The 26,326-nt window shown below is 72.9% G+C and carries 19 protein-coding genes and 1 pseudogene; 11 read left to right on the top strand and 9 right to left on the bottom strand.

The window, feature by feature from the left end:
* Positions 1–11: 11 nt before the first annotated feature.
* The 6 genes from POL72_RS47565 to POL72_RS47540 all read right to left on the bottom strand — a co-directional run bounded on the left by POL72_RS47565 (position 12) and on the right by POL72_RS47540 (position 7,967).
* Positions 12–2,786, bottom strand: coding sequence for an ATP-binding cassette domain-containing protein (locus POL72_RS47565; protein ID WP_272103751.1), 2,775 nt, complete (start codon positions 2,784–2,786; stop codon positions 12–14).
* Complete coding sequence (locus tag POL72_RS47560; protein ID WP_272103750.1) at positions 2,783–3,934, bottom strand: HlyD family secretion protein; 1,152 nt, start codon at positions 3,932–3,934, stop codon at positions 2,783–2,785. The genes POL72_RS47565 and POL72_RS47560 overlap by 4 nt, the downstream gene beginning before the upstream one ends.
* Before the next feature lies 1 nt (position 3,935).
* Positions 3,936–4,901 carry a sigma-54 interaction domain-containing protein gene (locus POL72_RS47555; protein ID WP_272103749.1) on the bottom strand — a complete coding sequence of 322 codons (966 nt, stop codon included), beginning with the start codon at positions 4,899–4,901 and terminating at the stop codon, positions 3,936–3,938.
* Positions 4,902–5,470: 569 nt separating this feature from the next.
* Complete coding sequence (locus POL72_RS47550; RefSeq protein WP_272103747.1) at positions 5,471–6,016, bottom strand: LEA/WHy family protein; 546 nt, start codon at positions 6,014–6,016, stop codon at positions 5,471–5,473.
* Positions 6,017–6,179: 163 nt separating this feature from the next.
* Complete coding sequence (locus POL72_RS47545; RefSeq protein ID WP_272103745.1) at positions 6,180–6,584, bottom strand: hypothetical protein; 405 nt, start codon at positions 6,582–6,584, stop codon at positions 6,180–6,182.
* A gap of 132 nt (positions 6,585–6,716) precedes the next feature.
* Positions 6,717–7,967, bottom strand: a complete 1,251-nt coding sequence (locus POL72_RS47540; RefSeq protein ID WP_272103743.1) for an NrdH-redoxin — start codon at positions 7,965–7,967, stop codon at positions 6,717–6,719.
* A gap of 162 nt (positions 7,968–8,129) precedes the next feature.
* Here POL72_RS47540 and POL72_RS47535 point away from each other — a divergent pair, with 162 nt between their 5' ends.
* A complete protein-coding gene (locus POL72_RS47535) occupies positions 8,130–10,463 on the top strand; it encodes a heavy metal translocating P-type ATPase (RefSeq protein WP_276598173.1) in 2,334 nt (777 codons plus the stop codon).
* Here POL72_RS47535 and POL72_RS52105 read toward each other — a convergent pair.
* Positions 10,387–10,818 (bottom strand): annotated as a pseudogene (locus POL72_RS52105) (pyridoxal-phosphate dependent enzyme); the annotation flags it as partial. The gene POL72_RS47535 and the pseudogene POL72_RS52105 sit on opposite strands and share 77 nt — an antisense overlap.
* A 444-nt stretch (positions 10,819–11,262) precedes the next feature.
* Between POL72_RS52105 and POL72_RS47530 the strand changes: the two are divergent.
* Complete coding sequence (locus POL72_RS47530) at positions 11,263–12,717, top strand: amino acid permease (RefSeq protein WP_272103740.1); 1,455 nt, start codon at positions 11,263–11,265, stop codon at positions 12,715–12,717.
* Positions 12,718–12,784: 67 nt separating this feature from the next.
* Here the strand turns inward: POL72_RS47530 and POL72_RS47525 are convergent, their stop codons facing one another.
* Positions 12,785–14,035: a 2-oxo acid dehydrogenase subunit E2 gene (locus POL72_RS47525; protein WP_276598086.1), complete on the bottom strand. Its 1,251-nt coding sequence runs from the start codon at positions 14,033–14,035 to the stop codon at positions 12,785–12,787.
* Between the two features lie 155 nt (positions 14,036–14,190).
* On the opposite strand from POL72_RS47525, the gene POL72_RS47520 reads away from it, so the two are divergent.
* Together POL72_RS47520 and POL72_RS47515 are read left to right on the top strand one after the other, a co-directional pair.
* The gene (locus POL72_RS47520) at positions 14,191–16,851 is read left to right on the top strand and encodes a cation-translocating P-type ATPase (RefSeq protein ID WP_373372327.1); all 2,661 of its coding nucleotides are present in this window, start codon (positions 14,191–14,193) and stop codon (positions 16,849–16,851) included.
* A gap of 689 nt (positions 16,852–17,540) precedes the next feature.
* The gene (locus tag POL72_RS47515; protein WP_272103737.1) at positions 17,541–18,161 is read left to right on the top strand and encodes a pyruvoyl-dependent arginine decarboxylase; all 621 of its coding nucleotides are present in this window, start codon (positions 17,541–17,543) and stop codon (positions 18,159–18,161) included.
* A gap of 22 nt (positions 18,162–18,183) precedes the next feature.
* On the opposite strand, the gene ppsA is transcribed toward POL72_RS47515, so the two are convergent.
* Positions 18,184–20,499: a phosphoenolpyruvate synthase gene (gene ppsA / locus POL72_RS47510; RefSeq protein WP_272103736.1), complete on the bottom strand. Its 2,316-nt coding sequence runs from the start codon at positions 20,497–20,499 to the stop codon at positions 18,184–18,186.
* A gap of 340 nt (positions 20,500–20,839) precedes the next feature.
* On the opposite strand from ppsA, the gene POL72_RS47505 reads away from it, so the two are divergent.
* The 7 genes from POL72_RS47505 to POL72_RS47475 are packed head-to-tail and all read left to right on the top strand — an operon-like array spanning position 20,840 to position 26,325.
* Positions 20,840–22,027: a 4Fe-4S dicluster domain-containing protein gene (locus tag POL72_RS47505; protein WP_272103734.1), complete on the top strand. Its 1,188-nt coding sequence runs from the start codon at positions 20,840–20,842 to the stop codon at positions 22,025–22,027.
* Positions 22,028–22,033: 6 nt separating this feature from the next.
* Complete coding sequence (locus POL72_RS47500) at positions 22,034–22,501, top strand: cyclic nucleotide-binding domain-containing protein (RefSeq protein WP_272103732.1); 468 nt, start codon at positions 22,034–22,036, stop codon at positions 22,499–22,501.
* Positions 22,498–23,424, top strand: a complete 927-nt coding sequence (locus POL72_RS47495) for an FAD/NAD(P)-binding protein (RefSeq protein WP_272103730.1) — start codon at positions 22,498–22,500, stop codon at positions 23,422–23,424. Before POL72_RS47500 ends, POL72_RS47495 begins: the two co-directional genes overlap by 4 nt.
* Positions 23,425–23,441: 17 nt before the next feature.
* Entirely contained in the window at positions 23,442–24,206 is a 765-nt protein-coding gene (locus POL72_RS47490) for an NADH-quinone oxidoreductase subunit B family protein (RefSeq protein WP_272103729.1), read from the top strand.
* Positions 24,196–25,500, top strand: a complete 1,305-nt coding sequence (locus tag POL72_RS47485) for a Ni/Fe hydrogenase subunit alpha (protein ID WP_272103728.1) — start codon at positions 24,196–24,198, stop codon at positions 25,498–25,500. Before POL72_RS47490 ends, POL72_RS47485 begins: the two co-directional genes overlap by 11 nt.
* On the top strand, positions 25,497–25,979 hold the full coding sequence (locus tag POL72_RS47480) for a hydrogenase maturation protease (RefSeq protein WP_272103726.1): 483 nt from the start codon (positions 25,497–25,499) through the stop codon (positions 25,977–25,979). Before POL72_RS47485 ends, POL72_RS47480 begins: the two co-directional genes overlap by 4 nt.
* Before the next feature lie 4 nt (positions 25,980–25,983).
* Complete coding sequence (locus POL72_RS47475) at positions 25,984–26,325, top strand: hydrogenase maturation nickel metallochaperone HypA/HybF (RefSeq protein WP_272103724.1); 342 nt, start codon at positions 25,984–25,986, stop codon at positions 26,323–26,325.
* The last annotated feature ends 1 nt before the right edge of the window (position 26,326 follow it).

Below are 26,326 nucleotides of genomic sequence, written 5' to 3'. Positions count from 1 at the left end.
CTCGCCCGCCTTCACGCCGCCCCCTGGATGAGCCGGCCGCCCTCCATCGTCGCGCTCCTGAAGCGCTCCTTCGACCAGACCTCGTCGCGCGCCCGCGCGTCCGCCTCGGCGAGCGCGCGGTAGCGGCTCCGCGGGTCGTCCATGAGCTCGCGCGGCGCGCCGTCCTCGACGACCCTGCCCCCCTCGACGACCAGCACGCGATCGAAGCCGAGCGTGTCCATGACGTCGTGGCTGACGAGGACGAGCGTCGAGCGCCCCCAGTGCTCCCGCGCGCGCGCGAGCAGCTCCCGGCGCCGCTCGCGCTCGAGGCCGCGGAACGGCTCGTCGAGGAGCACGAGGCGCGCGTCGCCCTTCATGAGCGCCCGCGCGAGGCGGACGCGCTGCCCCTGCCCGCCCGACAGGCGCGCGCCCCCCTCGCCGATCGCCGCCTGCAAGCCGTCGGGCAGGCTCTCCAGGACGCCTGTGAGCTCGGCCTGGCTCATGGACAGGGGCACGCGCGCGAGGGCGTCGCCGGCGTGGCCGAAGGTGATGTTCTCGAGGAGCGTGCGGTTCCAGAGCTGGATCGCTGGGTCCACCCACGCGGTCGCGCGGCGGAGGCGCTCGACCGCCGCGTCGTCGAAGGGGCGCCCGTCGACGAGGACCTCCCCCCCGGACGCCCGCAGCCACCCGAGGAGCAGCGAGAGCAGCGACGACTTCCCCGCGCCCGACGCCCCCACGATCGCGACGTGCGCCCCCGCCGGGACGCTCAGCGAGACGTCGGACAGGAGCGTGTGCCCGCCGGCCTTCACGCTGACGCCCCGGAGGTCGATCGACGCGGCGCACGCGGCGCCCTGCGCGGCGCGCGCTGCGTCGACAACGTCTTCGGCGGGCGCGCGGGGCAGGTCCATCTCCGGCGCCGCGAGCGGCGCGAAGAGGCGCACGGAGGCGTTGCGCACGTTCTTCCAGCCGAGCAGCGCCGCGACGAGCTCCTGCGCCGCCGCGGGGAGGCGCAGCGACCAGAACACGAGCAGGAGCAGCGCCGCGGCCGGGCCGCCGGAGGCGACGTAGCCGCCGACGATCGCGACCGCCACGGCCGTGCTCGCGATCCCCTGGGCGGCCTGCATGGCGGTGGACTGCGCGTGCACGAGCCGGCCGGTCCGCGCCCACTCGACGAGCAGCGCCTCGTGCTCGCGCCGCACCGCACGCTCCGCGCCGTGGACGCGGATGGGCACGACGCCGAGCAGGGCGTCGAGGTAGAACCGCTCGAGCGACGCCGCGTGCGTGCGCAGGCGCATGAGGCTCTCCACGAGCGGCCGCCGCGCGAGGTACGGGGCGGCGAGCGCGACCGCCGCGGCCACCAGCGACAACCACGCGCCGCCCGGGTAGAGCCAGACGACGCCGAGGAGCGTCGCCGCGAACGACAGCGCCGCGCGCGCGATGCGGGCGAAGAGCGCCGGGGCCTCGCGCATCAGGTGCATCGCGTGGCCGCGCGCGGTCATGTCCGAGGTCGGCCGGCTGCGCAGGTAGCGATCCTCGAGCCGCGGCAGCTTCTCCAGGAACGCGGCGCGGAAGCGCACCTCGAGGGCGCGCCCGAGGCGCGACACGGCGTGGGCCACGAAGATCTCGAGCGCCAGGCCCCCGGCGGCGAACGCGACGAGGGCCAGGAGCCCGAGCGCGCGCTGGTACGCGACGGTGACGCTCCTCACCGCGTCGAACAGCCCGCGGAGGACGACCACGTCGATCGCCGCGATGGCCGCGCTCGCCGCGAGCGCCACCCCGACGAGCGCGAGCGCCCCGCCCGCGTCGGCGCGCAGCATCCAGAAGAACAGGCGCGAGGGGGATGGCGTCGGCAGCTCGAGCTCCCGGCGAACCGGCGCCGGCAGCGCCGCGGTCGCGGTCGCGCGCGGCGCAGTCCGGTCCGGCGCAACCCCGCGCGCGGCCTCGGGCGCTGCGCTCCCGCGGTAGCTCGGCGGCGGCGCCGCTGTAGGGGACGCAGGCGCGCGCGCGGCCTCGCTGCTGGCCTCGCCCGCGCCGCGCCGACGCGGGCCGACGTGGACGATGACGGCGCCGTGCACGAGGAGCTTCCCCGGCGCCTTGCCCTCCGTGGCCCAGAAGAACCCCTTCGGGATGGCGCCCGCCTCCCCGGCGAGCGCGCGCTCGAAGACGCCGTGGAGCACGCGCTGGGCCTCGCCCCCGCGCGCGATCGCGCCGCCCCGGACGAGGCGCGCCACCATCCGCACGGCGGCGTCGAGCGCCGCGAACGGCCGCCACCCCGGGTCCGCGTCGGCCCGGGCGATCAGCGCCTCCCCGTCCGCGCGCAGCGCGCGCAGCTTCGCGCGGAGCGGGCCGAGCGAGTCCGCGGACGACGCCCACCGCCGCCACCGCTCGATCGAGATCGGGATCGGGAAGTGCGGCATGTCCTCCATGAAGCGCGCTGAGCGCACCCAGCGGCGCCCGCTCCCGGGGTCGAGGATCTGCACGAACGGCCCGAGCCGGCGCCAGACGACCACGAAGTGGAGCGCGCCGCCCGCGCCGCGCTTGACCACGATCGCGGGCAAGCAGTCGGCCTCTGGCAGGAGGAAGCTGTCGTGGGGGACCACCACCTCGGCGGTGGCGAGCCCGAGCTCCTGCCCGAGCGCGGCGAGCGCGTCGATGGAGGTCCCGTCCACGTCCGTCTGGCAGCGGTCGCGGAGCCACTCGTAGTGCACGTCGACGCCGAACCCCTGCAGCACCGCCTTGAGCGCGGCGGGGCCGCAGTCCATGAGCGACGCCTGCAGCACCTCGGGGACGAGGAACGCGCGCTTCATCGCGCGCCTCCCGGCGCCACGGCGCGCAGGAGGAGCGCCCACGGAGAGACGCGCTCCACCTCGACCTCGGTGGTCCCCGGCATCCCGTGCTGCACAGGGATCGACGCCGCGCTCTCCGGCCGCACGAGCAGCTCGACGCGGATCGCGCCGTCGTACGGCTCGCTCGCCACGTGGGAGACCTCCCCCTCGATCATGCCGAACTGCGTCCACGCGAACCCGTCGAGGCGCATCCGCGCCCTCTGCCCGGGGACGATGCGCCCCACCGCGTCGGACGGCGCGAAGAGCGCGACCGCGTGGAGGTCGTCGCCCGGGACGACCGTCGCCACGAGGTCGCCCGGCTTGAGCACGTCCCCCACCTGGAGCGCCGCGATGTTCCCGAGCTTCCCCGCGATGGGCGCGCGGACCTTGCGCCGCTCGATCTGCGCGAGCGCCGTGGCCACGGCCGCCTCGGCCTCCTGCTGCTCGGCCACCAGATCCCCGAGCGCGCGCCCGAGCTCCGCGAGGCGGGCCGCCGTCTGCCGCTCGTCGTGGTGCCCCGCGACCGAGAGCCGCCGGAGATCGGCGCGCGCCCCCTCCGCCTTGAGCCGCTCGTCGGCGGCGCGGCTCTTCGCCTCGAGGTGGTCGGCCGTCGACGCGAGCCGCTCGTCGTGCAGGCGCTCGGAGATCGCGCGGAGCTCCTCGCCGTGCGCTGCGGAGAGATCCCGCTGGCGCAGGTCGATCCTGGCGCGCGCGACCGAGGCGTCGGACAGCTTCACCTGCCACGCGCGCACCTCCTCCTCGACCGCCATCTGGCGCTGCAGCGCCTCGATCTTCGGCGCGAGCGCGGCCGCCCTCGTCCGCTCCTCCTCCAGGCGCCTCTCCTCGACGGAGGCGTCCAGCTCGACGAGCACCTCCCCTTGCTCGACGTGGCGCCCGAGCGAGACCTGCAACGCCGACACGCGCCCGGGCTCGGCGGCGGCCACGCGGTGGGCCATCCGGCTGACCTCCAGGCGCGCCTTCCCGGTCGTCGCGTAGACCGAGACGCGCGCCGCGTGCATCCAGCCCGCCCACGCGCCGAGCACCGCGAGGATCACGGCGAGGCGGATCCAGGTCCTCGGCCCGCGCTCGATCTCGAGCGACCGCATCGTGCGGAAGAACGGCGAGGCCACGTCAGCACTCCTCCAGCGCGACCTTCTTGCGGGGCCGCGCGATGCCGTACGCGTTGAGCTTGTTGGTGAGGGTGCGCCGCGAGACGCCGAGCAGCTCGGCGGCGCGCGTCTGGTTCTGGCGGGCCTGCTCGAGCGCGGCGACGATGCGGTCCCGCTCGAAGGAGCGCAGATCGCCCTTGATCCCGGCCTCGACCGGCGCGCGCGGCGCCTCCAGCATCAGGTGGTCGGCGCCGATCGGCCCGCCCTTCGACATCACGACCGCGCGCTCGACCACGTGGCGCAGCTCCCGGACGTTCCCCGGCCAGGCGTGCGAGAGGAGCGCGGCGGTCGCCTCCTTCGCGAGCGGCGGCGCCGGGCGCGCGAGCCGCTGCGAGAGGCGCGCCGCGAAGAGCGCCGCGAGCGGCAGGATCTCGGAGGTGCGGGCCCGGAGCGGCGGGATCCGCAGGGTGATCGCGTTGAGGCGGAAGTAGAGGTCCTGGCGGAAGCTCCCCTCCCGCACCATCTGCTCGAGATCGCGGTGCGTCGCCGCGATCACCCGGACGTCCACGCGCCGCGGGCGCGTGCTCCCGACGCGGACGATCTCGCCGTACTCCAGCGTGCGGAGCAGCTTCGCCTGCGTGCGCGGGGACAGCTCCCCCACCTCGTCGAGGAAGAGCGTGCCCTCGTGGGCGGCCTCGAACAGCCCTTCGCGCGGCGCCACCGCCCCGGTGAACGCGCCGCGCTCGTGGCCGAAGAGCTCGCTCTCGACGAGCGACTCCGACAGGCTCGCGCAGTTGACCTTCACGAAGCGCTCGCGCGGGTGCCGCGACATGCCGGCGATCCACTCCGCCACCACCTCTTTTCCCGTCCCGGTCTCGCCGAGGATCAGGACCGGCAGCGGCGTGGGCGCCACGGTCTCGAGGGCCTCGCGCAGGCGCCTCATCTCCGGATCGAGCGCGAGAAAACCGCTGGAACAGTCATCCACCATGAAGGCTCCCCCTCGCGCCGAAGGCGCGGGACGCGCGTGTCGCAAGTGCGACCGAGTTCAGGAGCGAGCCGAAGCAAGTCGGTGGCCAACGCGCCGCTCCGTCCATGAACGACCTGGCCAGGATGCCCCCCACGCTCCTCGGCGGCGCGAGGCATCGCCGAGGAGAGCGCGTGTGAGGCGCAGGCTGTCCTGCGCGGAGGCTGCGCGACGAGGCTCGCCGCGCCGCCTGGAGGCCGGAGCCTCCACCTGGTGGCGGGAGCCGCCACCAGGAACGAGGGAGACGCTCGCGGCGCGAGCGCGCTGCTGTCATGACCTGTTATTGCATCGAGCGTCGCGCTGGCCGGCCGGCCGGCCAGCGCGGGCGCCGACGTCGAGGGCGGCCGCGCCAGGTCGGCGCGACTTGCGCAACATCGGCACGTAGTGCGCCAGCGTGGTGGACACCTCGGTGCATGGTCCTCGCCGGAGGCCGAGCGTGTGTCCGTCCGCCCGGGGGCGCCTTGCGTCCGTCCGCCCGGAGGCGCCGTGTGGGCCGCTGGCGTGCAGCCAGCAGGCTCCGGGCGCGGCGGGTGTTATCGCAGGATGCCGAGGGCGGTCTCGATCTGGTTGCGGGCGACGACGCCGTGATCGTCGACCGAGTAATCGTCGGCCTCGAGCCGGAAGGTGCGCGTCGCGGTGACGTCCGCCCTGCCGCTGAAGCGGTACGGGATGACGGGCGACGTGAGCGTCTCCCGGAGCAGCTGGAGGCCGAGATCGACGGGGACGCTGACGGGGACGCGGACCTGCGTCGTGCGGTCGGAAGGGAGCCATACGCCGTCGCCGTCGGCCCGGAAGTCGACCGGCAGCGGATAGCGGCCGGCGAGCACAACCTGGCCGCGGACCGCGCGCACCGCCACGTCGTACGAGTTCGGGTTGTGGACGTTGACGACGATGGTCATGAGGATGCCGAGGCTCGGCGGGAAGGCGATGCGGATCCCTGTGATCTCGGCGTGGTCGAGCTGCATCGTCGGCTTGCTCACGCAGGCGGCGCCGGCGATCGCCGTCAGCGCTGCGAGCGCGAGCGCGAGCGCGAGCGCGGGCAGGCGGCGCAGGGGGGTGGTCTTCCGGGAAAACGGCACGAGCGCGAGCTTAGCCGCGCAGGGCCACGCCGTCACCTCGCGGCGTGGCGGGGCGAGCGCGTCGAACGGCGGCGCGCGATCAGCAGGCCGGGGGCGCTCCGCTCGCGCCGGCGATGCCCGTCGGCGCGCCGGATCCACGTTCGCCGGGGTCGTCGGCCGCCGGTCAGGACGAGCGCCCGGAGGAGCTGGCGGAGACGCTGTCGTGGAGCACCTCGCGTGTCCCGGCGCCGGCGACGAGCAGCCATGTCTGGAGCATCTTCAGGTCGTGCGTGGCCTCCACGGCGGACCTCAGCGCCGGCGGCATGAGGCCGAACCGCTCTTCATAGAGCTCGATCGTCGCCTGCGCCATCGCCTGCGCCATCCCCTCGGCGCGCCCCTGCTCGATGAATTGCCCGACGAGTTCCTTCCTGGCCATCACGGACTCCCCTTCCTCCCGCGTCGCCGGCCCGCGCTCGGCGACCTCCGCCCGCGAGCGTAGCAGCGGACCGAACGCGATGTCGCGCCCGGACGCCGCGTGCAGCGGCCGCCGGGGGTCGTCGATCGCCTGTCGGAGCGCGCGTCCGCTCATTGGCCGGACCAACGATCCCTGACGTATCAGGGCCCTCGCTTGAGCGGTGGTGCGTGCCGGACGCAGGCGCCCCGAGACGGTCGCCGGCTTACCGCGTGGCGGGTCTCACGGCCGCTGCGCCCTCCGGGACGATCATGTCGCCAGCCAGGTGGGCTTGAACAGCAGGAGGAGACCGAGGAGCACCATGATCGCTCCGCTCAGCAGCTTGAGCCATCGTCCCTCCTTTTCCTGCAGCCTGCGGCGGCTCAACGTCACCACCGCGACGCCGACCATGACCATGTCGTCCGCCATATAGGCCACGTTGTAGAGCCCGAGATAGGCATAGTGCTTCCACGCGGGGAGGCGCTTCTCGACGAGGAGCTGGGTGTAGAGCGCCGGCAGGCCCGCGGTGCAGAGGAGCTCGACGACGTTGACCATGACGGCGAGGAGGCACGCGGCGGCGAGCGCCGCGGGCAGGCTCTCCGCCCTGACGACGGCCCGCATCCTCGCGTAGATCCCTGGCTTCACCGACTCAGGGATGCTGAGCGACACGCCCCGCTTCCATGCGAAGAAGTCTTTGACGTGGACCGAACCGGCAAGCACGGCGATGGCTCCCAGCGCGATCTGCGCGGCGCGCGAGGCGCCGACCAGGAGAAAGAAGTTCAGCCAGGCAGCCATGAAGGCGAAATAAGCGAGACCGCTCACGAGCACGAATACGCCGGCAATCAGCAGCATCTTCGCCCGGCTCCGCAGCGTGGCGAGGAAGGAGAGGAGAAAGAGGAGCACCCACGTGGCGCACGGGTTGAAGCCGTCCACGAGCCCCAGCAGGACGGTGAACGCCGGCAGGCCAAGATCGCGGACGTCCAGCCGCCCGAAGACGGGAACGTCGACGACCCCCGCGCTCGGCCCGGCGCCGTCTACCGGGCACGGTGGCTGCTCTGACGTGGAAGGCGTGGGAGGCGTGAGAGGGCATGACGCAGCAGGCTCGCCGGCCGCGGTGGGCGGCGGCGGCGCGTTGTCGAGCAACGCCTCGATATGCCGGCCCGTCGCGTCGCGCCCCGCGTACCCAACGACGAGCACCCCGCGCACATAGAACGCGGGGACGCTCACGGCAGCGGTCGACTGCCCCTCGGCGATCGCCCTCAGCCGGTCGAGCGCCGTGCGGTCCTCGACGACATCCGAGACGATCGCGCGCAGGCCGGGTCGACGGCCCTCGAGCTCGGCCACGAAGCGCTTGGCCTCGTCGCAGCGAGGGCACCCCTCGCGCGCGAACAGCTCCACATCGGCGCGCGGCTCGATCGGCGCAGCTCGCCCGGAGTCGCTCCAGAGAAGCGAGAAGGCGAGCGCGCACATCACCAGCGCTCGCACGACGACGGCAGGTCGCATGCAGAGCGGCTGTCGCACGATGCATGCTCGGCGGATCACGTGATCAGTCCACAGTCACAGCGCGACGCACCTCGACTCGAGCGGCCGTCTCCGAGGAGCCGCGCGCTCGTCGTGTCGACGCTCTCCGGCCTGGTGGGCGGAGCCGCGGCGCACGCCGAGGGACACGCGCGCCTGGGAGACATGCTCTGGGCGGCCGGCGCGCTCATCGCCCTCGCCCTCGTGGGTTCGCGCATCCTGGCCGACGTGCTGAAGAAGCGCGCCGGCGTCGACGTCATCGCGCTCCTCGCCATCGGCGGCGCGCTCCTGCTCCGGGAGTACCTGGCGGGCGCGCTGATCGGCGCGATGATGGCGACGGGCAGCGCCCTGGAAGGGTACGCCGCCGCGCGCGCCCGGCGCGAGCTCTCCGCCCTCCTCGCGCGCGCCCCCCGCGTCGCGCACCGCCGCGAGGGGGCCGACGTCACGACCCTCCCGATCGGCGCTGTCACCCGCGGCGACCTTCTGCTGGTCAAGGCGGGCGAGATCGTGCCAGTCGACGGCGTCGTCGTGGGTCCTGAGGCGCTCCTCGATGAATCGGCGCTGACCGGCGAGCCGCGGCCGATGGGAAAGGCACCCGGCGACCGCGTGGGCAGCGGGACCACGAACGCCGGCGCGGCCTTCGAGCTCCGCGCCGTCGCGAGCGCGGACGAGAGCACGTACGCCGGCATCGTCCGCCTCATAGAGCAGGCGTCCGCCTCGAAGGCCCCGCTCGCCCGCCTCGCGGACCGCCATGCCCTGGCGTTCGCTGCGCTCTCGCTCGCCATGGCGGCCGCGGCGTGGGGCCTCACAGGCGACGCCGGCCGCGGGCTCGCCGTGCTCGTCGTCGCGACGCCCTGCCCGCTGCTCCTCGCGGTGCCCATCGCGATCGTCGGCGGCGTCTCGCGCTCGGCCCGGCGCGGCATCGTGGTGAAGGGCGGCGCCGCGCTCGAGGCCCTCGCTCGGGCGGAGATCCTGCTCCTCGACAAGACAGGCACGCTCACGTTCGGCGGGCCGCGCGTGACGGGAGTGACGTGCTTCCGGTCGATCGAGGACGACACGGAGGTGCTCCGCCTGGCGGCGTCCCTCGAGCAGATCTCGTCACACCCGCTCTCCGCGGCCCTTGTGCACGCTGCCCGCGAGCGTCGCCTCGAGCTGTCCTTCCCGGAGGGCGCTCGGGAGGCGGCCGGCGCCGGCATGACGGGCCGGGTGGACGGGCGCGCCGTCCGCGTGGGGAGCGCCGAATGGGCAGCGCAGGGCGCGCCGCTTCCGGAGGACGCCCGCGCCTTCCGGCGTCGCGCGTCCCGCGCCGGTGCGATGACCGTCTTCGTGGCCGTGGACAGCAGCGTCATCGGCGCGCTGACGCTCGACGACCCGATACGCCCTGATGCGCCGCGGACCTTGAGGGCATTGCGGCGGGTCGGCATTCGCCGTGTCGTGATGGTGACGGGCGACCACCCCCTCGTCGCCGAGACGGTCGGCGCCACGCTCGGCGTGGATCGCGTGCTCGCCCAGCGCTCGCCGGAGGAGAAGGTCGCCGCCGTGCGCGAGGCGCGCGCCGAGGGGCTCACCGTGATGATCGGCGACGGCATCAACGACGCTCCGGCGCTCGCCGCCGCCGACGTCGGCGTCGCGATGGGCGCGCGCGGGGCCACTTCGTCGGCCGAGGCGGCCGACGTGGTGCTGGTGGTGGACAGGCTCGATCGCTTCGCCGAGGCCGTGACCATTGCGCGCCGCGCCCGCGCGATCGCCGCGCAAAGCGCGATCCTCGGCATGGGGCTGTCGCTCTTCGCGATGGGCGCGGCGGCGTTCGGCTTCTTGCCGGCCGCCGCCGGCGCGCTCCTGCAGGAGGCGATCGACGTCGCCGCGATCCTGAGCGCGCTGCGGGCGCAGGGCGGCGGGCGCGGCGCGAGGAGGCCAGCCCTCGGGGAGGCCATGAGCCGCCGGCTGGAGCTGGAGCACGACCAGCTCATTCCGATGCTCGATCGGGTGCGGGTCGTCGCCGAGCGCATCGACCACCTGGCGAGGGAGGCGGCGCGCGCAGAGCTCGATGCGCTCGACCGCTTCCTCCGCGAGCGGCTCCTCCCGCACGAGCGCGCCGACGACGCCGAGGTCTATCCGGTCATCTCCCGGCTGCTCGGCGGCGAGGATCCTCTGGCGCCCATGAGCGCGACGCACCGGGAGATCTTCCGCCTGATCCGGCTGTACGAGCAGCTGCTCGGAGAGCTCGACCCGCGCGGGCCCACGGCCGCGGATGTGCAGGACTTTCAGCGGATCCTCTATGGGCTCCACGCGGTGCTGCGGCTCCATTTCGCGCAAGAGGAGGAGCTCTATGCGTCGCTGAGCGAGCGTTACCACGCGGAAGCCCCCGGCCAGCCGGCAATGAGCTCCGAGAAGGCTCCCCTCCAGCCAGCTCCGGCGCCAGAGACCGCACCCCGCGCGCTCCGCGTGCTGGATCCGCTCCGGCAAGGGCGCTCGCCCAGCCCCCGTAGGCAGGGGTGAACCCGCGCCGCTCGAAGGCGATATCCATCAGATCCCGCGGGACGGTCCGCACGTCGGCGCCGAACGCCTTCATCATCTTGTAGCGCTCCTTGGAGAGGCCCTCGGCGATGAAGATCGTCACCTTGTAGCCTTTCACGGCGCCGACCATGGAGACGGCAGCTCCCGTGTTTCCGGACGATGCCACCACGATCGTGGCGCCCTTCGTCAGGAGCCCTTCCTTCTCCGCCTTCTCGATGATGTACCTGGCGAGCCTGTCTTTGATGGAGCCAGAGGGGTTGAGATGCTCGCACTTTACGTGAATGCCGTCGAACTCCAGCAGAGGAGTATCGCCTATCGCGTCGAGTATCGTCTTCATGTCCACGGCCCCACGTTGTCCAGCGCGTGTACCGGCGCGACGGCCTCGCGCCGTGCTCCCCCGGCGCTGCCATCCTGGCTCGTCGTGCACGACCTGGTCCGCTCGGCTGAGTCACCGCCGTAATCGTTGGCGAGGTCGTCACCGGGTGCAGGCCCACGCGACGGCGACGCCTTCATCCGCGTCCGCCGAAGAGCGGCGCTCCATCGGTAGCTCATCCACGCGCTGAGGGGGGCTGCCTTCACGCCCACAGCCAGCCGCGGGCGTCGAGGGGCCGTCTCCGGGCGCAGGGGGCGCTCGGCGCGGCAGGCTCGGCTCGTCCGGCGGCGCTGGGGGGCGCTCCTGGTTCGACGGGCCTCGGGCTTGACGTGCCGGGGGCCGGGCCGCAGAGCCAGCAGACCGAAGGCCATGGGGAGCCGGCTGCTCGTCCGCAAACCGCTGTCGGTCATGAGAGAAGAGCTGCACGGGGAGCACCGCCTCCGGCGCGTCCTCGGGCCGCTGCAGCTCACGAGCCTGGGGATCGGGGCCATCATCGGGACAGGCATCTTCGTGCTCACCGGCCAGGCCGCGCACGACAAGGCAGGTCCTTCGCTGATGCTCTCCTTCGTGGTCGCGGGGATGGCCTGCGTGTTCGCGGCCCTCTGCTACGCGGAGTTCGCGGCGATGGTGCCGGTCGCGGGCTCGGCCTACGCGTACTCGTACGCGACGCTCGGCGAGCTGCCGGCGTGGATCATCGGGTGGGATCTCGTCCTCGAGTACGCGGTCGGCGCCGCCACCGTGGCGCACGGGTGGTCCCATTATTTCCAGGACTTCATCGGGATCTTCGGGGTAGAGCTGCCAAGAGAGCTCAGGAGCGCGCCGTTCGACTACAAACCGGCGCTCGGCGAGCTCGTGTCCACGGGGGCGATCCTCGATCTCCCCGCCATCCTCGTGACGATCGCGGTCACGGTGATCCTGCTCAAGGGCATCCGCGAGAGCGCGACGCTCAACGCCGTCATGGTCGCGCTCAAGCTCGCCGTCGTGCTCTTCGTCATCGTGGTGGGCGCGTTCCACGTCGACCCGGACAACTGGCGGCCGTTCGCGCCGTTCGGGCTCGCGGGGCTCAGCTTCTTCGGTCACACGATCTTGGGCGAGACCGGGAAAGGCGGAGAGCCGCTCGGGATGCTCGCCGGCGCCGCGACCATCTTCTTCGCGTACATCGGGTTCGATTCGGTGTCGACCCACGCCGAGGAGGCGAAGCACCCGCAGCGCGATCTGCCCACTGGCATCGTCGCCTCGCTCGTGATCTGCACCCTCCTTTACGTTTCCGTCGCGGCTATCCTGACGGGCATGGTGCCCTACACCGAGCTGAGCATCGATGCGCCGGTCTCCGATGCCTTCGCGCGCGTCGGCCTCCCTTGGGCGCAGTTCATCATCTCCCTCGGGGCGGTCGCCGGGATCACCTCCGTGCTGCTCGTGCTCATGCTCAGCCAGCCGCGCGTGCTGCTCGCGATGGCCCGTGACGGGCTCCTGCCCAGACGCTTCTTCGGATCGGTGCACCCGGTCTTCAAGACACCGTGGAAGTCCACCTTGCTCACCGGGTTCGTGGTCGCCACCCTCTCGGCGCTCCTCCCGCTGCGGATCCTTGCGGAGCTCGTCAATATCGGGACGCTCCTTGCGTTCCTGTTCGTCTGCGCGGCGGTCCTGATCATGCGCCGGACGGCGCCGGACGCGGCGCGCCCGTTCCGGGTGCCGCTCTACCCGCTCACCCCGATCCTCGGGATCGTGATCTGTCTCCTCCTCATGTTCTCGCTGCCCACCGAGAACTGGCTGCGCCTCGCCGCCTGGCTCCTCCTCGGGTTCGCGATCTACTTCGGCTACAGCCGCAAGCACAGCGCGATGGCGGCGAGCCCGTCACGCTGATCCCTGAGTCCCCGCGCTACCTCGGGACAAGCGGCGTGCGCCCGAGGCGCTCGTCGTGCGACGTACGTCAGCCAGACGTGGGCACGTCCGCCTCCAGCCGGTCGAAGCAGCGGAACGGGTCCTCCAGCATCTCGCGCACGGTGCGCGCCAGCACGCTCGCGTGGAGGCCGTCGATGAAGCGGTGATCGAACGTGGCGCTCACGCGCATCACCTTGCCGGGCACCACCTTGCCGTCCTCCACCACCGGCTCGTCCCTCACCGCGCCCAGGACCACGAGGATCGGCGTGCGCGTGTAGGGCGCGAGCGGCACATAGGCGTTCTCCAGCCCGAGCGAGCCGATGTTGGTCACCGTGACCGCGCCGAACGGGTCGCGGGGCAGCCCCAGCTTCGACAGGTCCAGGTTGAGCGTGTACATCACGAACGAGAGCAGGCGCAGAAAGGCGTTCATGAAGAGAAACGGGATGTGCCGGATCGCGCGCTTCGTCTCTTCCACCGCCCTGTCGCCCCGATGGCGCGCGCGCTCGATCGTCCGGTCCAGCTCGTCGACGATCTGCACCAAGTTCTTCTCGTGGGCCCGTTCGATCGTCGTCACGGTGAGATCCACCTCGCCGTCGCCGCCGACCGTCTGCACGACCAGCACCGAGACGGTGACGCTGCGCCGGAGGTAGATCTTGTTCCAGCGCAAGATCGCATTGGCGTCGGGGCAGCGGCGCAGCGCCTCGGCGCAGGCCTTGGCCACCAGGTGAGTCACCGTGAGCCGGCGGCCGGTGCTGTGACGGAACGCCTTGATGTAGTCGAGCGCGCGATCCATGCGCAGCGTGAGCGTGCCATACACCGATGGATCGTACGCGGTGTGCCAGGTGCCGATCGCCAGCTTGCGGAAGCTGGAGATCTCCTGTTTGGGCACGAGATCGAGGTTGGGCATGATCCACCCTGCCATGGCCCCACCGGCTGCATGGTTCGGGCCACCGAGGCGCGCAGCGCGTCCAGGCTCCTTGTCGAGGAAGTCGCGCGGTTCTTCGGCGGCCTGGTCGAGCAGGAGCCCGGCGAGCTCGCTGAGATCGGCCGCTCGCGCCACACGGAGCGCCGCGCGCGCCGCGAGCTCGCCCGGCGCCGGGCGGGGCCCGCCGCGCCCGCATTCGCAGGGGGAGGCCATGCAGGCAACCTCCTCGTCTCGGCCGCTCGACGCCTCGATCTCTTCCGTCGCTACCATGGCCTTCGCGTTGATCGGCCGATCGTTGCACGAGCGCCACTCCGCCTGAAAGGTCCATGCGGTCAGGCCCACAGGGACGACCTCCCCGGACGTTGATGTGTCCATGCTCGCCGGCGACAGGGCTCGGTGCCGCGCTGTGAGCAGCTCGCCCCGGCCGCTCTCGTCAGCCCGTGTCCAGCGTGCGCGCAGGTGGCTATCCCACCATCGATCAGAGGACTCGGGGCTTGCTACTTGCTACTCCGTTGCCGAGGTCCGCGGAAGTGAGTCGATCGTCCTCTCCTGTCGCCGCGGCCGGACAGGCAAAGCCGTCTAACGCCACCGGCGCTCAGCCGCGCATCCATCCCTCGGAGCTCGCCGCCCTCTCCGTCGAGGAGCGAATCCGGGCATTGCTATCCAATCCGACTGGATTGACGGACATCGACGCGGCGAGGAGGCGGCTCGCTTGCGGCGACAATGAGCCCGCGCCGCCCAGGAGGTCACGTCCGCTCCGGACGCTGGTCGCGCAGTTCACGCACACGCTCGCGCTGCTCCTCTGGTTCGGCGCCGGGCTGGCCTTCGCCGCGCGCGCCCCGGAGCTCGGGTTCGCCATCGTCGCCGTCGTCGTGCTCAACGGCGCGTTCGCGTTCATCCAGGAGCACCGCGCCGAGCAGGTCGTGAGCAGCCTGATGCGCCGCGTGGCCGTGCGCGCCCGCGTCGTCCGGGCGGGCGTCGAGCGGCGAGTGCCCGCGCGCGAGCTCGTCCCGGGCGACGTGGTCCGGCTCGCGGCAGGTGAGATCGTCCCGGCCGACTGCATCTTGCTCGGCGCAGACAGCCTCTCGCTCGACCTCTCGATGCTCACGGGCGAGACGGCGCCGGTCGATCGCGACGCCGCGCCGATCGCCTCGCCGGGCCGAGGCGCGGAGGAGCTCACGCTCCCGAGCCTGCTCCCGAGCGGCGCGTCCGTGGTGACCGGCGCGGGCGAGGCGCTCGTGTTCGCGACAGGCGCGGAGAGCGCCGCAGGCAAGATCGCCCTGCTCCTCGAGCAGGGAGGGCGCGAGGGCTCGCTGCTCGAGCGCCAGGTCGCCCAGCTCTCGCACGTCACCGCGGCCATCGCGGTGATCGCCGGCGCGGCCACGCTGGTGCTCGCGCAGGCGTTCCACCGCGTCGGCCCGCTCGGCGCGCTCACGTTCGCGATCGGCGTGATCGTGGCGCTCGTCCCCGAGGGGCTGCTCCCGACGCTGAGCGTATCGCTCGCGATCGGCGCGCAGCGGATGGCGGCGCGCGGGGCCCCGGTGCGGCGCCTCTCCGCGGTCGAGGTGGTCGGTTCGGTGACGACGATCTGCACGGACAAGACGGGGACCCTCACGCAGAACGCGCTCTCGGTGCGCTGCTTCATCCCCGCGCGCGGCGCGCCCCCGGACGCGGAGCAGGCGGCGCGGCTCGCGGCCGCGCTGTGCAACAACGCGCGCCCGGCGCCGGCGGGCGGCGATTACGAGGGCGATCCCGTGGACGTGGCCCTCGCGCGCTGGGCCGCGGCCGGCGGGGTGGACCTGGCCGAGGCGCGCGCCCGGTGGCCGCGGAGCGCCGACACCGCGTTCGACGCGCGCCGGCGCTACATGGCGGTGACGTGCGCGGAAGGCGGCGCCACGCGGGAGTTCGTGAAGGGGGCGCCCGAGGCGGTCGTCGCGCTGACCGGCGCGCCGGCGCCCGCGGGCCTCGACGAGGCGGTGGTGAGCGCGGCCGAGCGCGGCGAGCGCGTCCTCCTGCTCGCCGTGAGGGAGGCCGGCGGCCCGCTCACGTGCCTGGGCCTCGCCTGCCTGCACGACCCGACCCGGCCGGAGGTCCCCGCGGCGATCGCCGCGTGCAGGCGCGCGGGCGTGCGGGTCGTGATCCTGACAGGCGATCACCCCGCGACCGCGCGCTCCGTGGCCGCCACCATCGGACTGGATGCGGCGGCTCGCATGGTCGAGGGGCCCGAGATCGACGCGATGGACGATCGGACGCTGCTCGATCTGCTCCAGGCCGGCGCGAGCCTCGCGCGCACGACGCCGGAGCAGAAGCTGCGGGTCGTGCAGGTGCTCCGGCGGTCCGGCGAGGTGGTCGTGGCGACCGGCGACGGCGTGAACGACGCCCCCGCGCTCCGCGCCGCCGACGTCGGCGTGGCCATGGGCCTGCGCGGCACGGAGGTGGCCAAGCAGGCGTCGGACATCATCCTGTCCGACGACAACTTCGCCACGATCGTCGCGGCCATCGAGGAAGGCCGGGCCATCAAGCAGAACATCCGTCGCTTCGTGAGCTATGTGTTCACGAGCAACGTCGCGGAGCTCGTCCCGTTCCTTCTCTACATCTTCTTTCCGATCCCTCTCCCGCTCGCGATCGTGCAGGTGCTCGCGATCGACCTGGGGACCGACGTGCTCCCCGCGCTGGCGCTCGGCGTGGAGCCGCCGTCGCCCGCGACCTTGCTCGTCCCTCCGGAGCCGCCCCGCAAGCCGATCCTCACCCGGGCGCTCGCGCTGCGGACTTTCTTCCTTTATGGGACCGTGGAGGCGCTGCTCGGCGTTCTGGCGTATTTCAGCTTCTATTGGGCGCATGGCTGGAGGCCGTTCGACTCGCTCGATCCGCTTCGCGCGCTGGAGCGAGAGGCTGCCACCCTGACCTTCATCGGAATCGTCTCGGGTCAGATAGGGTGTCTGTTCGCTCAGCGCGACGGGCCTCTCCGGAAGCGCCTCGCGTTCTGGTCGAACCCATGGGTAGCCGCCGGGCTGTCGATCGAGGTCGCGCTGGCCATCGCTCTCATCTACGTGCCGGGGCTGAACGGGCTGTTCGCGATGACGTCCGTGGGGCCTGCGTGGCTCCTCGTGCTGCCCGGAGGCGCGTCGGTGATGATGCTCATCGATGGCCTGCGGCGCGTCAGGACGGAGCCGCCTTCGACGGGCTCGTAGGCCTGGAGCTCGCAGCGCGCTGCGCAGCGGGAGTCCTCCCGGTGCCGCGCGAGGTCCGGTTGCCCCCGTTTCTTGGCTGACGGTGCCGGCGAGGAGAGCCCGCTCCCCCCGGCACCAGGGGCTCGCCGAGGAGGTCCTGGACGGCCGTGCGGGGCTCGCGTTGCGCCGGAGCGCGGCCTCTGCGCTGCGCGTCGCCGCGCGCTCGGGCCTTTTCTGCGGGGCTCCGCCGGCTCGCAGCCGCACTCGACGCAGTGACGCGCACCGCTCACCGGTCCTCGAAGGCGAGGCCAGGGCCGCCCGCTCCTTGAGGGCGCCGGCGCTGCCCGTCCGGACCGCGCCGCTTCAGGTTCGGTGAGCGCGAGCGTGCGCCGCCGGATGTTCCGACCCCAGAGATCGGCGACGCCGTACTCCGTCACCATGAAAAATTCACCCTCCTGCGATGACGGGACCCGCGCCATCTTGACCGCTCCCGTACGCTCCAGCCAGCGCTCCGATCGACGCGCCGGACAGCGAGGACAACGCGAGTCCGTCGCCGTGGTCCTCGCACGGCCTCGGAGACGCCGGGGCGGCGCTGGCATCTCATGCTGCCGGGTGCGCGAGGCCGGGCGAGCGCGCGAGGATCACGGATCTCGGGCCCAAACGCCGAGACCTGCGGCGCGGCCCCCCCGATGTCCCGGAGGCGAGCCCCGATGCAAAAAGAACCAGATTACCTCACCCGCGTGCCGCTGGCCTACTTCGTCACTTCTGGATACGGAGACACCGACTACGGTGGTGGGCTCGATCCATGGCATACAGGGTCGTTCGATCTCGCCCTGTCGATGGGCGGGATCGAGAACTTCAATATCGTCCTCTGCAGCTCGGTGATCCCGCCGGAGGCATACGAGATCCCCATCGAGGTCGCAAAGCCCCACTTCCGCCACGGCGCGGTGATGGAGGTGATCATGGCCTCCGTGAACGGGAGGGCCGGCGAGACCGTCACGGCGGGGCTGGGCCGCGTCCGCGTCCGCGATCGGTCGACGGGCGCCTGTCTCGGCGGGTTCGCCGCCGAGTACGAGGGGCACGACGATGCCGCCACGGCCGCAAGCACGCTCCGTCGCGAGCTGGAGGGAATAGCGCTGCGCCGCTATGGCGCCGCACAGGTCGACCTTGAGTACGACGAGCCGGCGATCGCATCACGCCAGGTACAGAGCAGGTATGGCACCGCGATCGCCGCGCTGTGCTGGCTCACCTATTCGTTTCCGCAGCTGACCGAGCCGCAGGGCGAGGCCCTGCGCGCCGCGGCGAAGGCGAGGTGTCGAGGGGGTGGGTAGCGATCAGGGCTCGTCGCCGCCCTCACGGCCGCCGCGCAGCGTCGAGCAAGAGCCGCCGCTCGGCCGCCGCGATGACCTGGCGCGCCGCGGGCTCGGCGTCCGGGTTCACCGAGATGGAGGTGATGCCGAGCCGCACGAGGTGCTCGGCGAACTCGGGGCGGTTCGACGGCGCCTGGCCGCAGAGCGACGAGGTGATCCCCGCCGCCCTGCACGCCTGGATGATCCGCCCGATGGCGTCGAGCACCGCCGCGTCGGACTCGTCGAACAGCTCGGCGCACACGGCGGAGTCGCGGTCCACCCCGAGCATGAGCTGGGTCAGATCGTTCGAGCCGATCGAGACGCCGTCGATGCCCATGCGCGCGTACTCCGGGATCCAGAACGCGACGGAGGGCACTTCCGCCATGACCCACCGGTGCAGCCCGCGCTGGCGGCCGAGCGGACTCCGATCGATGAGCTCCAGGCAAGCGGCGAGCTCCCAGCGCGTGCGGACGAACGGGATCATGACATGCAGGTTCGGCGTCTCCTGGCGGACGCGGGCGAGCACGTCGAGCTCGAGCGCGAACAGCTCTGGCTCGCGGACATACCTGTAGCAGCCGCGGTATCCGATCATCGGGTTGTCCTCGGCGGGCTCGAATTGCTCACCCCCCTTGAGCCCGCGGAACTCGTTCGTACGGAAATCGTAGGTCCGGTAGATGACCGGACGGGGCTGGAAGGCGCGGGTGATGCGGAGGAGCGCGGCCGACATCCTCTGCAGGAACTCATCGCGGCCGCCGGACGCGATCAGGGCCTTCGGGTGCACGCCGCCGAGCGCGTCGAGCAGCATGAACTCGGCCCGGAGCAGCCCCACGCCGTCGACGGGCAACGCGGCCACCTCCTCGGCGCGCTCGGCGATCGCCAGGTTCACGTAGAGCCGCGTGCCGAGCACCGCCGGCGAAGCCACGCGCGAGCCGGCGGCGGTCGGCGTGCGCTCGGCCTTCGCGGCGGGCCCGGCTGCCGCATCCGCGGGCGCCCCGTCCGGAGCGGCCCCGGGCGCCTCCGCGGCGGCTCGGCGCCCTTCGAGGATCTTGCCGTGCGCGCCGTCGACGGTGACGGTCTCGCCGTCCCGCAGGGTCCGCGTGGCGGAGCGCGTGCCCACGACACAGGGGATGCGGAGCTCGCGGCTGACGATCGCGGCGTGGCAGGTCATCCCGCCGCTGTCCGTGACGAGGGCCGCCGCGCGGCGGATGGCGGGCACCCAGTCGGGCGACGTCATGGGCGCCACGAGGACCTCGCCGGCCTTCAGCCGTTGCCCCTCCTCCGGCGAGCGGAGCACGCGCACCGTCCCGGAGGCCGTGCCCGGGGACGCGCCGAGCCCCGAGACAAGGAGCTCTCCGGGGGCGGGGTGCGGCGCGCCCAGCGTGGTGATCGGGCGGGTTTGCACCAGGTACGTCGCCCCGCCCTCGACGGCCCACTCGATGTCCTGGGGGGCGTCGTAGTGCTTTTCGACCTGCAGCGCGAGGCGCGCGAGCTCGATCACCTCGTCGTCATCGAGCACGCGCCGCGCGCCCTCGTCCTCCGGCAGATCCACGCGCTGCTCTCCGCCGTCCGGCGCACGCACCAGCTTGAACGCCTTGTGGCCGACGCGCGCCTCCAGGAGCCGCGGCCCGCGCTTCGCGACCGTGTACGTGTCCGGCTCGACCTGCCCGCCGACCACGACCTCGCCGAGCCCGAACGCCGCCTCGATGACGAGGCGTGACGTGTCCTTCGTGGCGGGATCCGCGGTGAAGACGACGCCGGAGCGCTCGGAGCTCACCATGCGCTGCACGACGACCGCCAGGGCGGGCTCCTCCGTCAGGCGCTGCGATTTCCGGTAGCTGACCACGCGCTCGCCGAAGGCGGAGGCCCAGCAGTCGCGCACGCGATCCAGCAGCGCTTGCTCGCCGGTCACGTCGGTGTACGTCTCGTGCATGCCGGCGAACGAGGTCGATGCCGAGTCCTCCGAGGTGGCGGACGACCGGACGGCCACGATGGTGTCGAGCCCCAGCCTCCGGTAAGCATCGACGATCTCCGCCTGGATCTCTGCCGGGAGCGGCGCGGCCCGGACGAGGCGCCGCAGCGCGGCGCAGGTCGCGCGCAGCCCGGCCGGGTCGCCCGTATCGGCCTCGGTGAAGAGCGCGACGAGCTGCTTTCGCACGCCCGCGGCGTCCATCGCCGCGAGGTACGCGTCCGCTGTGATGACGAAGCCCGGTGGCACGGGCAGGCCGGCGCGCGTGAGCTCCCCGAGGTTGCTGCCTTTTCCACCGGCGGACGCGACATCCGCGCGAGACAACGAATCGAACCAGAGGACGTGCGCGGTCACCGTGTCTCCTCACCGAGATCTGGATGCCTCCGCTCGGCGCTACTGCGCCGGCGGTTCGCGCGGCATCGGAGCAACAACCGGACCCAGCGCCGCCATCCCCGGCTGGCTCACGGGCTCCTTATCCGCGCCGGCACACGTCGTGCTCAAACGGCTCGGAGGATGCGCGAGCTGCCAGAGGACCGTCCATCCAGTGCACATCGGGCGCTGTCGCGCCTGGGCGCTGGGCGGTCGCGGATCGCTCGCACTGGCGGTGCGGGGTGGATGTGATTGAAGCGCGAGACGGCGGTCGCTCTTACCGGTGCGAGGCACCGCCGCGCTCGCCACGGCCTGGGGGGCCGACATGAGCTGTGAACCGGTCTGCTTCCGCCCTGGCGATCGCGCGGTGCTCGGCCGGCCGGACATCGCGGCGCTCCTCCAGGGCCTGCGGGAGGAGGGATACCGCCTCATCGGTCCCACGCTCCGCGACGGGGCCATCGTGTACGACGAGATCCAGGGCGCGGAGGAGCTCCCAGCCGGCTGGACCGAGCAGCAGGAGGCCGGCCGCTACCGGCTCGCCAGGCGCGCGGACGAGGCGCTGTTCGGCTACGCGGTCGGGCCGCGGTCGCTCAAGCACCTCCTGTTCGTCCCCCGGCTTCGCCTGGTGCAGCTCAGGCGGCGAGGCGGATCCATCTCGCGGACCGACGAGGCCGAGGCCCCTCCGCGCCTCGCCGTCCTCGGCGCGCGGGCGTGTGATCTCGCCGCGATCGACGTGCAGGACCGCGTCTTCGTCGACGGCCCGCGTCCGGATCCCGACTATGTGGCGCGCCGCAGGCGCCTCTTCGTGATCGCGGTGCAGTGCGGACAGGCCGGCGGGACGTGCTTCTGTGTGTCGATGCGTACGGGGCCGCGCGCAGAGCGTGGCTTCGACCTCGCGCTGACCGAGCTGCTCGACGATGGCCACCGTTTCTTCGTCGAGGTGGGCAGCGACGCCGGCGCTTCCTTGCTCGCTCGCGCTGGCGCTTCCACCGCGGGCGAGGGCGACGCCCGCGCAGCCTTCGAGGTCTCACGCCGCACGGCGACCCAGATGGGCAGGAAGCTCGATACGGACGGCATCAAGGAGCTCTTCTATCGAAACCTCGAGCACCCCCGCTGGGATGACGTGGCCGAGCGCTGCCTCGGATGCACGAACTGCACGCTCGCGTGCCCGACGTGCTTCTGCAGCACGATCGAGGACGCGACAGACCTCCCGGTCGACGAGGGCGGGGACCTGGGTCCCTCCGGCGAGACGGCCGAGCGCTTCCGGCGCTGGGACTCGTGCTTCTCCCTCGACCACTCGTACCTGCATGGCGGCAGCGTCCGCGCCTCGCTCCGGGCCCGCTACCGGCAATGGCTCACGCACAAGCTGGCCACGTGGATCGATCAGTTCGGCACGTCCGGCTGCGTCGGCTGCGGCCGGTGCATCACGTGGTGCCCCGTCGGGATCGACATCACCGAAGAGGCGGCCGCCATCCGGGCCGGAGATGGCGCCGTCGCCGCCGGGAAGGGGTAGGCGCCGATGAAGGCGGAGGAGGTCCTCCCCATCCTCGGGGCCCACCCGTTCCTGGACGGGCTCCCGGCCGCGCACCTCGCGTGCCTGGCCGAGGGCGCGTTTGCGCGGAGCTTCCCGGAGGGGGCGTTCCTCCTCCGGGAGGGAGGCGAGGCGGACACGCTCTACCTGCTCGCGCAGGGGCGCGTGACGCTCGAGATCCACCGCCCCGGCCGCGCCCCTGTGCAGGTCGAGAGCCTCGCGGGCGGGGACATCCTGGGCCTGCACTGGCTCTTCCCGCCGCGGCGATGGGTGCTCGACGCGCGGGCGGTCACGCCGGTCCGCTCGATCGGGCTCGACGCAGCGCACCTGCGGGCGTGCTCGGACGCCGATCCCGCGCTCGGATACGCCGTGTCCCTGCGCCTCCTCCGGCAGCTCTACGCGCGGCTGGAGCGCGTGCGGCTGCAGCGGCTCGACGTCTACAGGGCCGAGCCATGACCTTCGTGCCGCGGGACATCCCGCTGCCCGTCGCTCCGGACCCAGCGATCCCCAGGGGCACCGGTTCGCCGCCTGGGGCTGCGGATCGCCAGCCAGCGCCAAACCCCTGGGCGCCGGAGCCGGCGCGCGTGCGGCGCGTCCACCGCGAGACGGCGACCACCTTCACGGCGACGATCGACCTGCCGGGCCGCCCGGGCGGCCTCGCCTTCGCGCCCGGCCAGTTCAACATGCTCTACGCCTTCGGGGTCGGCGAGGTCGCGATCTCGATCAGCGGGGATCCCGCGCGGCCCGATCGGCTCCTGCACACGATCCGCGAGGTCGGCCCGGTCACCCGCGCGCTCGGGCGCCTCCGCGCGGGCATGGCGCTCGGGCTGCGCGGTCCGTTCGGGAGCTCGTGGCCCGTCGACGAGGCGCGCGGCGAGGACGTGCTGCTCCTCGCCGGAGGGCTCGGGATGGCGCCGCTGCGGCCGGCGCTCTGCCACATCCTCCGGCACCGGGCCGCCTATGGCCGCGTCGCGCTGCTCTACGGCGCCCGCGGGCCCGAGGACCTGCTCTACAGCAGGGAGCTCGATCGCTGGAGCCGTCGCGCCGACCTGCAGGTGCTCGTGACCGTGGATCGCGCAGGGCCCGGGTGGCGCGGGCACGTCGGCGTCGTGCCGGCCCTCCTGCGCCTCGCCGACTTCGAGCCGGGCCGCGCGGTCGCCTTCGTCTGCGGGCCGGAGGTGATGATGCGCTTCACGGCGCGCGAGCTCGAGCGCCGCGGCGTCCCCGGCGAGCGCGTCCACGCCTCGCTGGAGCGGAACATGAAGTGCGCGGTGGGGATCTGCGGCCGCTGCCAGCTCGGGCCGAGCTTCATCTGCAAGGACGGCCCCGTGCTCCGTTACGACCGCGTGGGACCGCTGCTCGCGGTCCGGGAGCTGTGAGCGCCATGGCGCGCCGCGTGAAGCCGAAGCTCGCCGTGTGGAAGTTCGCCTCGTGCGACGGCTGTCAGCTCAGCGTCCTCGACCTCGAGGACGAGCTCCTGTCGCTCGCCGCCGCGATCGACATCGCCTACTTCAAGGAGGCCACGAGCCTCGAGCGCGAGGGGCCGTTCGACCTGTCGCTGGTCGAGGGGTCGATCACGACGCCCGCCGACGCGGAGCGGATCCGCGAGGTCCGGCGGCTGTCGAAGTCGCTCGTCACGATCGGCGCCTGCGCCACGGCCGGGGGCATCCAGGCGCTGCGCAACTTCGCGGATGTACGTGAGTTTCTGTCGGTCGTGTACGCCTCGCCCGCGTACATCGAGACCCTCGCCACCTCCACGGCGATCGCCGACCACGTCCCCGTCGACTTCGAGCTGCGCGGCTGCCCGGTGGACAAGCGCCAGCTCCTGGAGGTGATCAGCGCCTTTCTCCACGAGCGCCGGCCCAATGTCGCGAGCCACAGCGTCTGCGTCGAGTGCAAGAGCCGCGGCAACGTGTGCGTGATGGTGACCGGGACGCCTTGCCTCGGCCCGGTGACGCACGCGGGCTGCGGCGCGCTCTGCCCGACCTACCAGCGCGGCTGCTACGGCTGCTTCGGGCCCATGGAGGCGCCGAACATGGAGTCGCTCTCGCGCGCGTTCCGGGCGGCGGGCGTGCCGGAGCGCGACCTCGTGCGGCTCCACCGCACCTTCAACGCGAACGCCCCGGCGTTCCGCGCGGAGAGCGAGCGGCATGAGCGCTGAGACGCGCACGATCGCGGTCGACTACCTCGCCCGCGTCGAGGGCGAGGGCTCGCTGACGCTCGTGATCGAGGACGGGCGGGCGAAGGAGGCGCGCCTCTCGATCTTCGAGCCCCCGCGGTTCTTCGAGGCGTTCCTCCGCGGCCGGGGCTACGCGGAGGCGCCCGACATCACGTCCCGCATCTGCGGCATCTGCCCGGTCGCGTACATCACGAGCGCGTGCCGCGCGATGGAGGACGCGCTCGGCATCGAGCTCGGCCCGGAGCTCCGCGCGCTCAGGCGCCTCCTCTACTGCGGCGAGTGGATCGAGAGCCACGCCCTGCACGTCTTCCTGCTGCACGCGCCCGACTTCCTCGGCTACCCAGACGCGGTCGCCATGGCGCGCGATCACCGCGACTGGGTCGCGAAGGGGCTCGCCATCAAGAAGGCGGGGAACGCCATCGTCGCGCTCCTCGGGGGCCGCGAGATCCACCCGGTCAACACCCGCGTCGGCGGCTTCTACAGCGCGCCGTCCCGCGCGGACCTCGAGGGCCTGCTCCCCGAGCTGCGCGCCGGGAGTGAGCGCACGCGCGCGTGCCTCTCCTGGATGGCGACGCTGCCGTGCCCGGAGCTCGATCGGCCCTACGAGTTCGTCGCGCTCCGCAGCGACGACGTGTACGCGATCACCGAGGGGCGCCTCGTCTCCTCGGGCGGGCTCGGCATCGAGGTGCGCGACTACGACGCACATTTCATCGAGGAGCACGTCTCCTGGTCGACCGCGCTGAGATCGAGGATCCACGGCAGCGGCAGCTACCTGTGCGGGCCGCTCGCGCGCTTCAACCTGAGCTTCGATCGCCTGCTCCCCGAGGTCCAGGACGCAGCGCGCGCCGCCGGCCTCGCCGTCCCGTGCCGCAACCCGTTCCGGAGCCTGCTCGTGCGCCTCGTGGAGATCCTTCAAGCGTTCGAGGAGTCGATCCGGATCATCGAGGCGTACGCGCCCCCGCCGGCGCCGTTCGTCGCGCCTCCTGCGCTCCGCGCGGGCACGGGCTACGGCGGCTCCGAGGCGCCGCGCGGCTTCCTGTACCACCGCTACACGCTCGACGCCGAGGGGACGATCCTGGACGCCAAGATCGTCCCGCCCACGTCGCAGAACCAGCTCTCGATCGAGGAGGACCTCTGCGCGATGTCGCCGTCCTTGGCGTCGCTGCCGCTCCGCGAGGCGACCGCGCGCGCCGAGCAGGCCGTGCGCAACCACGACCCCTGCATCTCCTGCGCGACGCACTTCCTCACCCTGCGCGTCGAGGAGGCGCCGCGATGACCACGCGGATCATCGGCCTCGGGCAACGCGCCGCCGGGGACGACGCTGCCGGCCTCGCCGTGCTCGAGGCGCTGCGCCGCCAGGGTCTGCCGGACGACGCGGAGGTCGTCGAGGCGAGGGACACGACCGCGCTCGTCTCGCTCCTTCAGACGCCCTCGACGGTCGTGGTCGTCGACGCCGTGCTCGCGTCGCCGCCCGGAGAGGTGCTCGAGCTCTCCCCCTCGGATCTCGCCGCCGGTGCGCCTGTCCCGGTCTCGACGCACGGCCTCGGCGTGGGGCAGGCCATCGAGCTTGCTCGCATCACGGCGCCGGACCGGCTCTCACCCGACATCCGCATCGTCGGCGTGAGCATCGGCGGGCGCAGGGCGCCGTCAGGCGACCCGGAGCCCCGCGCGTCGGACGAGCCCGGCCTCTCGCCCCAGGTGGCCGCGGCGGTCCCCCGGGCTGCCGCCCGCGTCCTCTCGTTCCTCGGAGGGTGAGCCCGTGCACGAGTCGTCCATCGCTCGACAGCTGCTCTCCGCCGCGCTGGACCGCGCCGCGGCCGAGGGGGCGACGCGGGTCGTCTCGGTGCGCGGCTGGGTGGCCGAGGCCGAGGCGCTCTCGCCGGAGAGCCTCTCGCTCCACTTCGCGGCGCACGCGCGCGGCACGCCGGCCGAGGGGGCGCGCCTCGATCTGCGGCTCCACCGCGTCGAGGCGCGCTGCCTCTCCTGCGGCGGCACGTACGCGCCCGACCATCACGTGCTGCTCTGCCCGCGCTGCGGCGGCGACCAGGCGACGCTCCTCGGGCGTTTGGGGCTCGGCCTGGATGCCCTGGAGGTGGAGTAGC

The organism is Sorangium aterium (genome assembly GCF_028368935.1).
GTDB classification, from domain to species: domain Bacteria; phylum Myxococcota_A; class Polyangia; order Polyangiales; family Polyangiaceae; genus Sorangium; species Sorangium atrum.
This window is presented reverse-complemented; position numbering and strand designations above follow the sequence as displayed.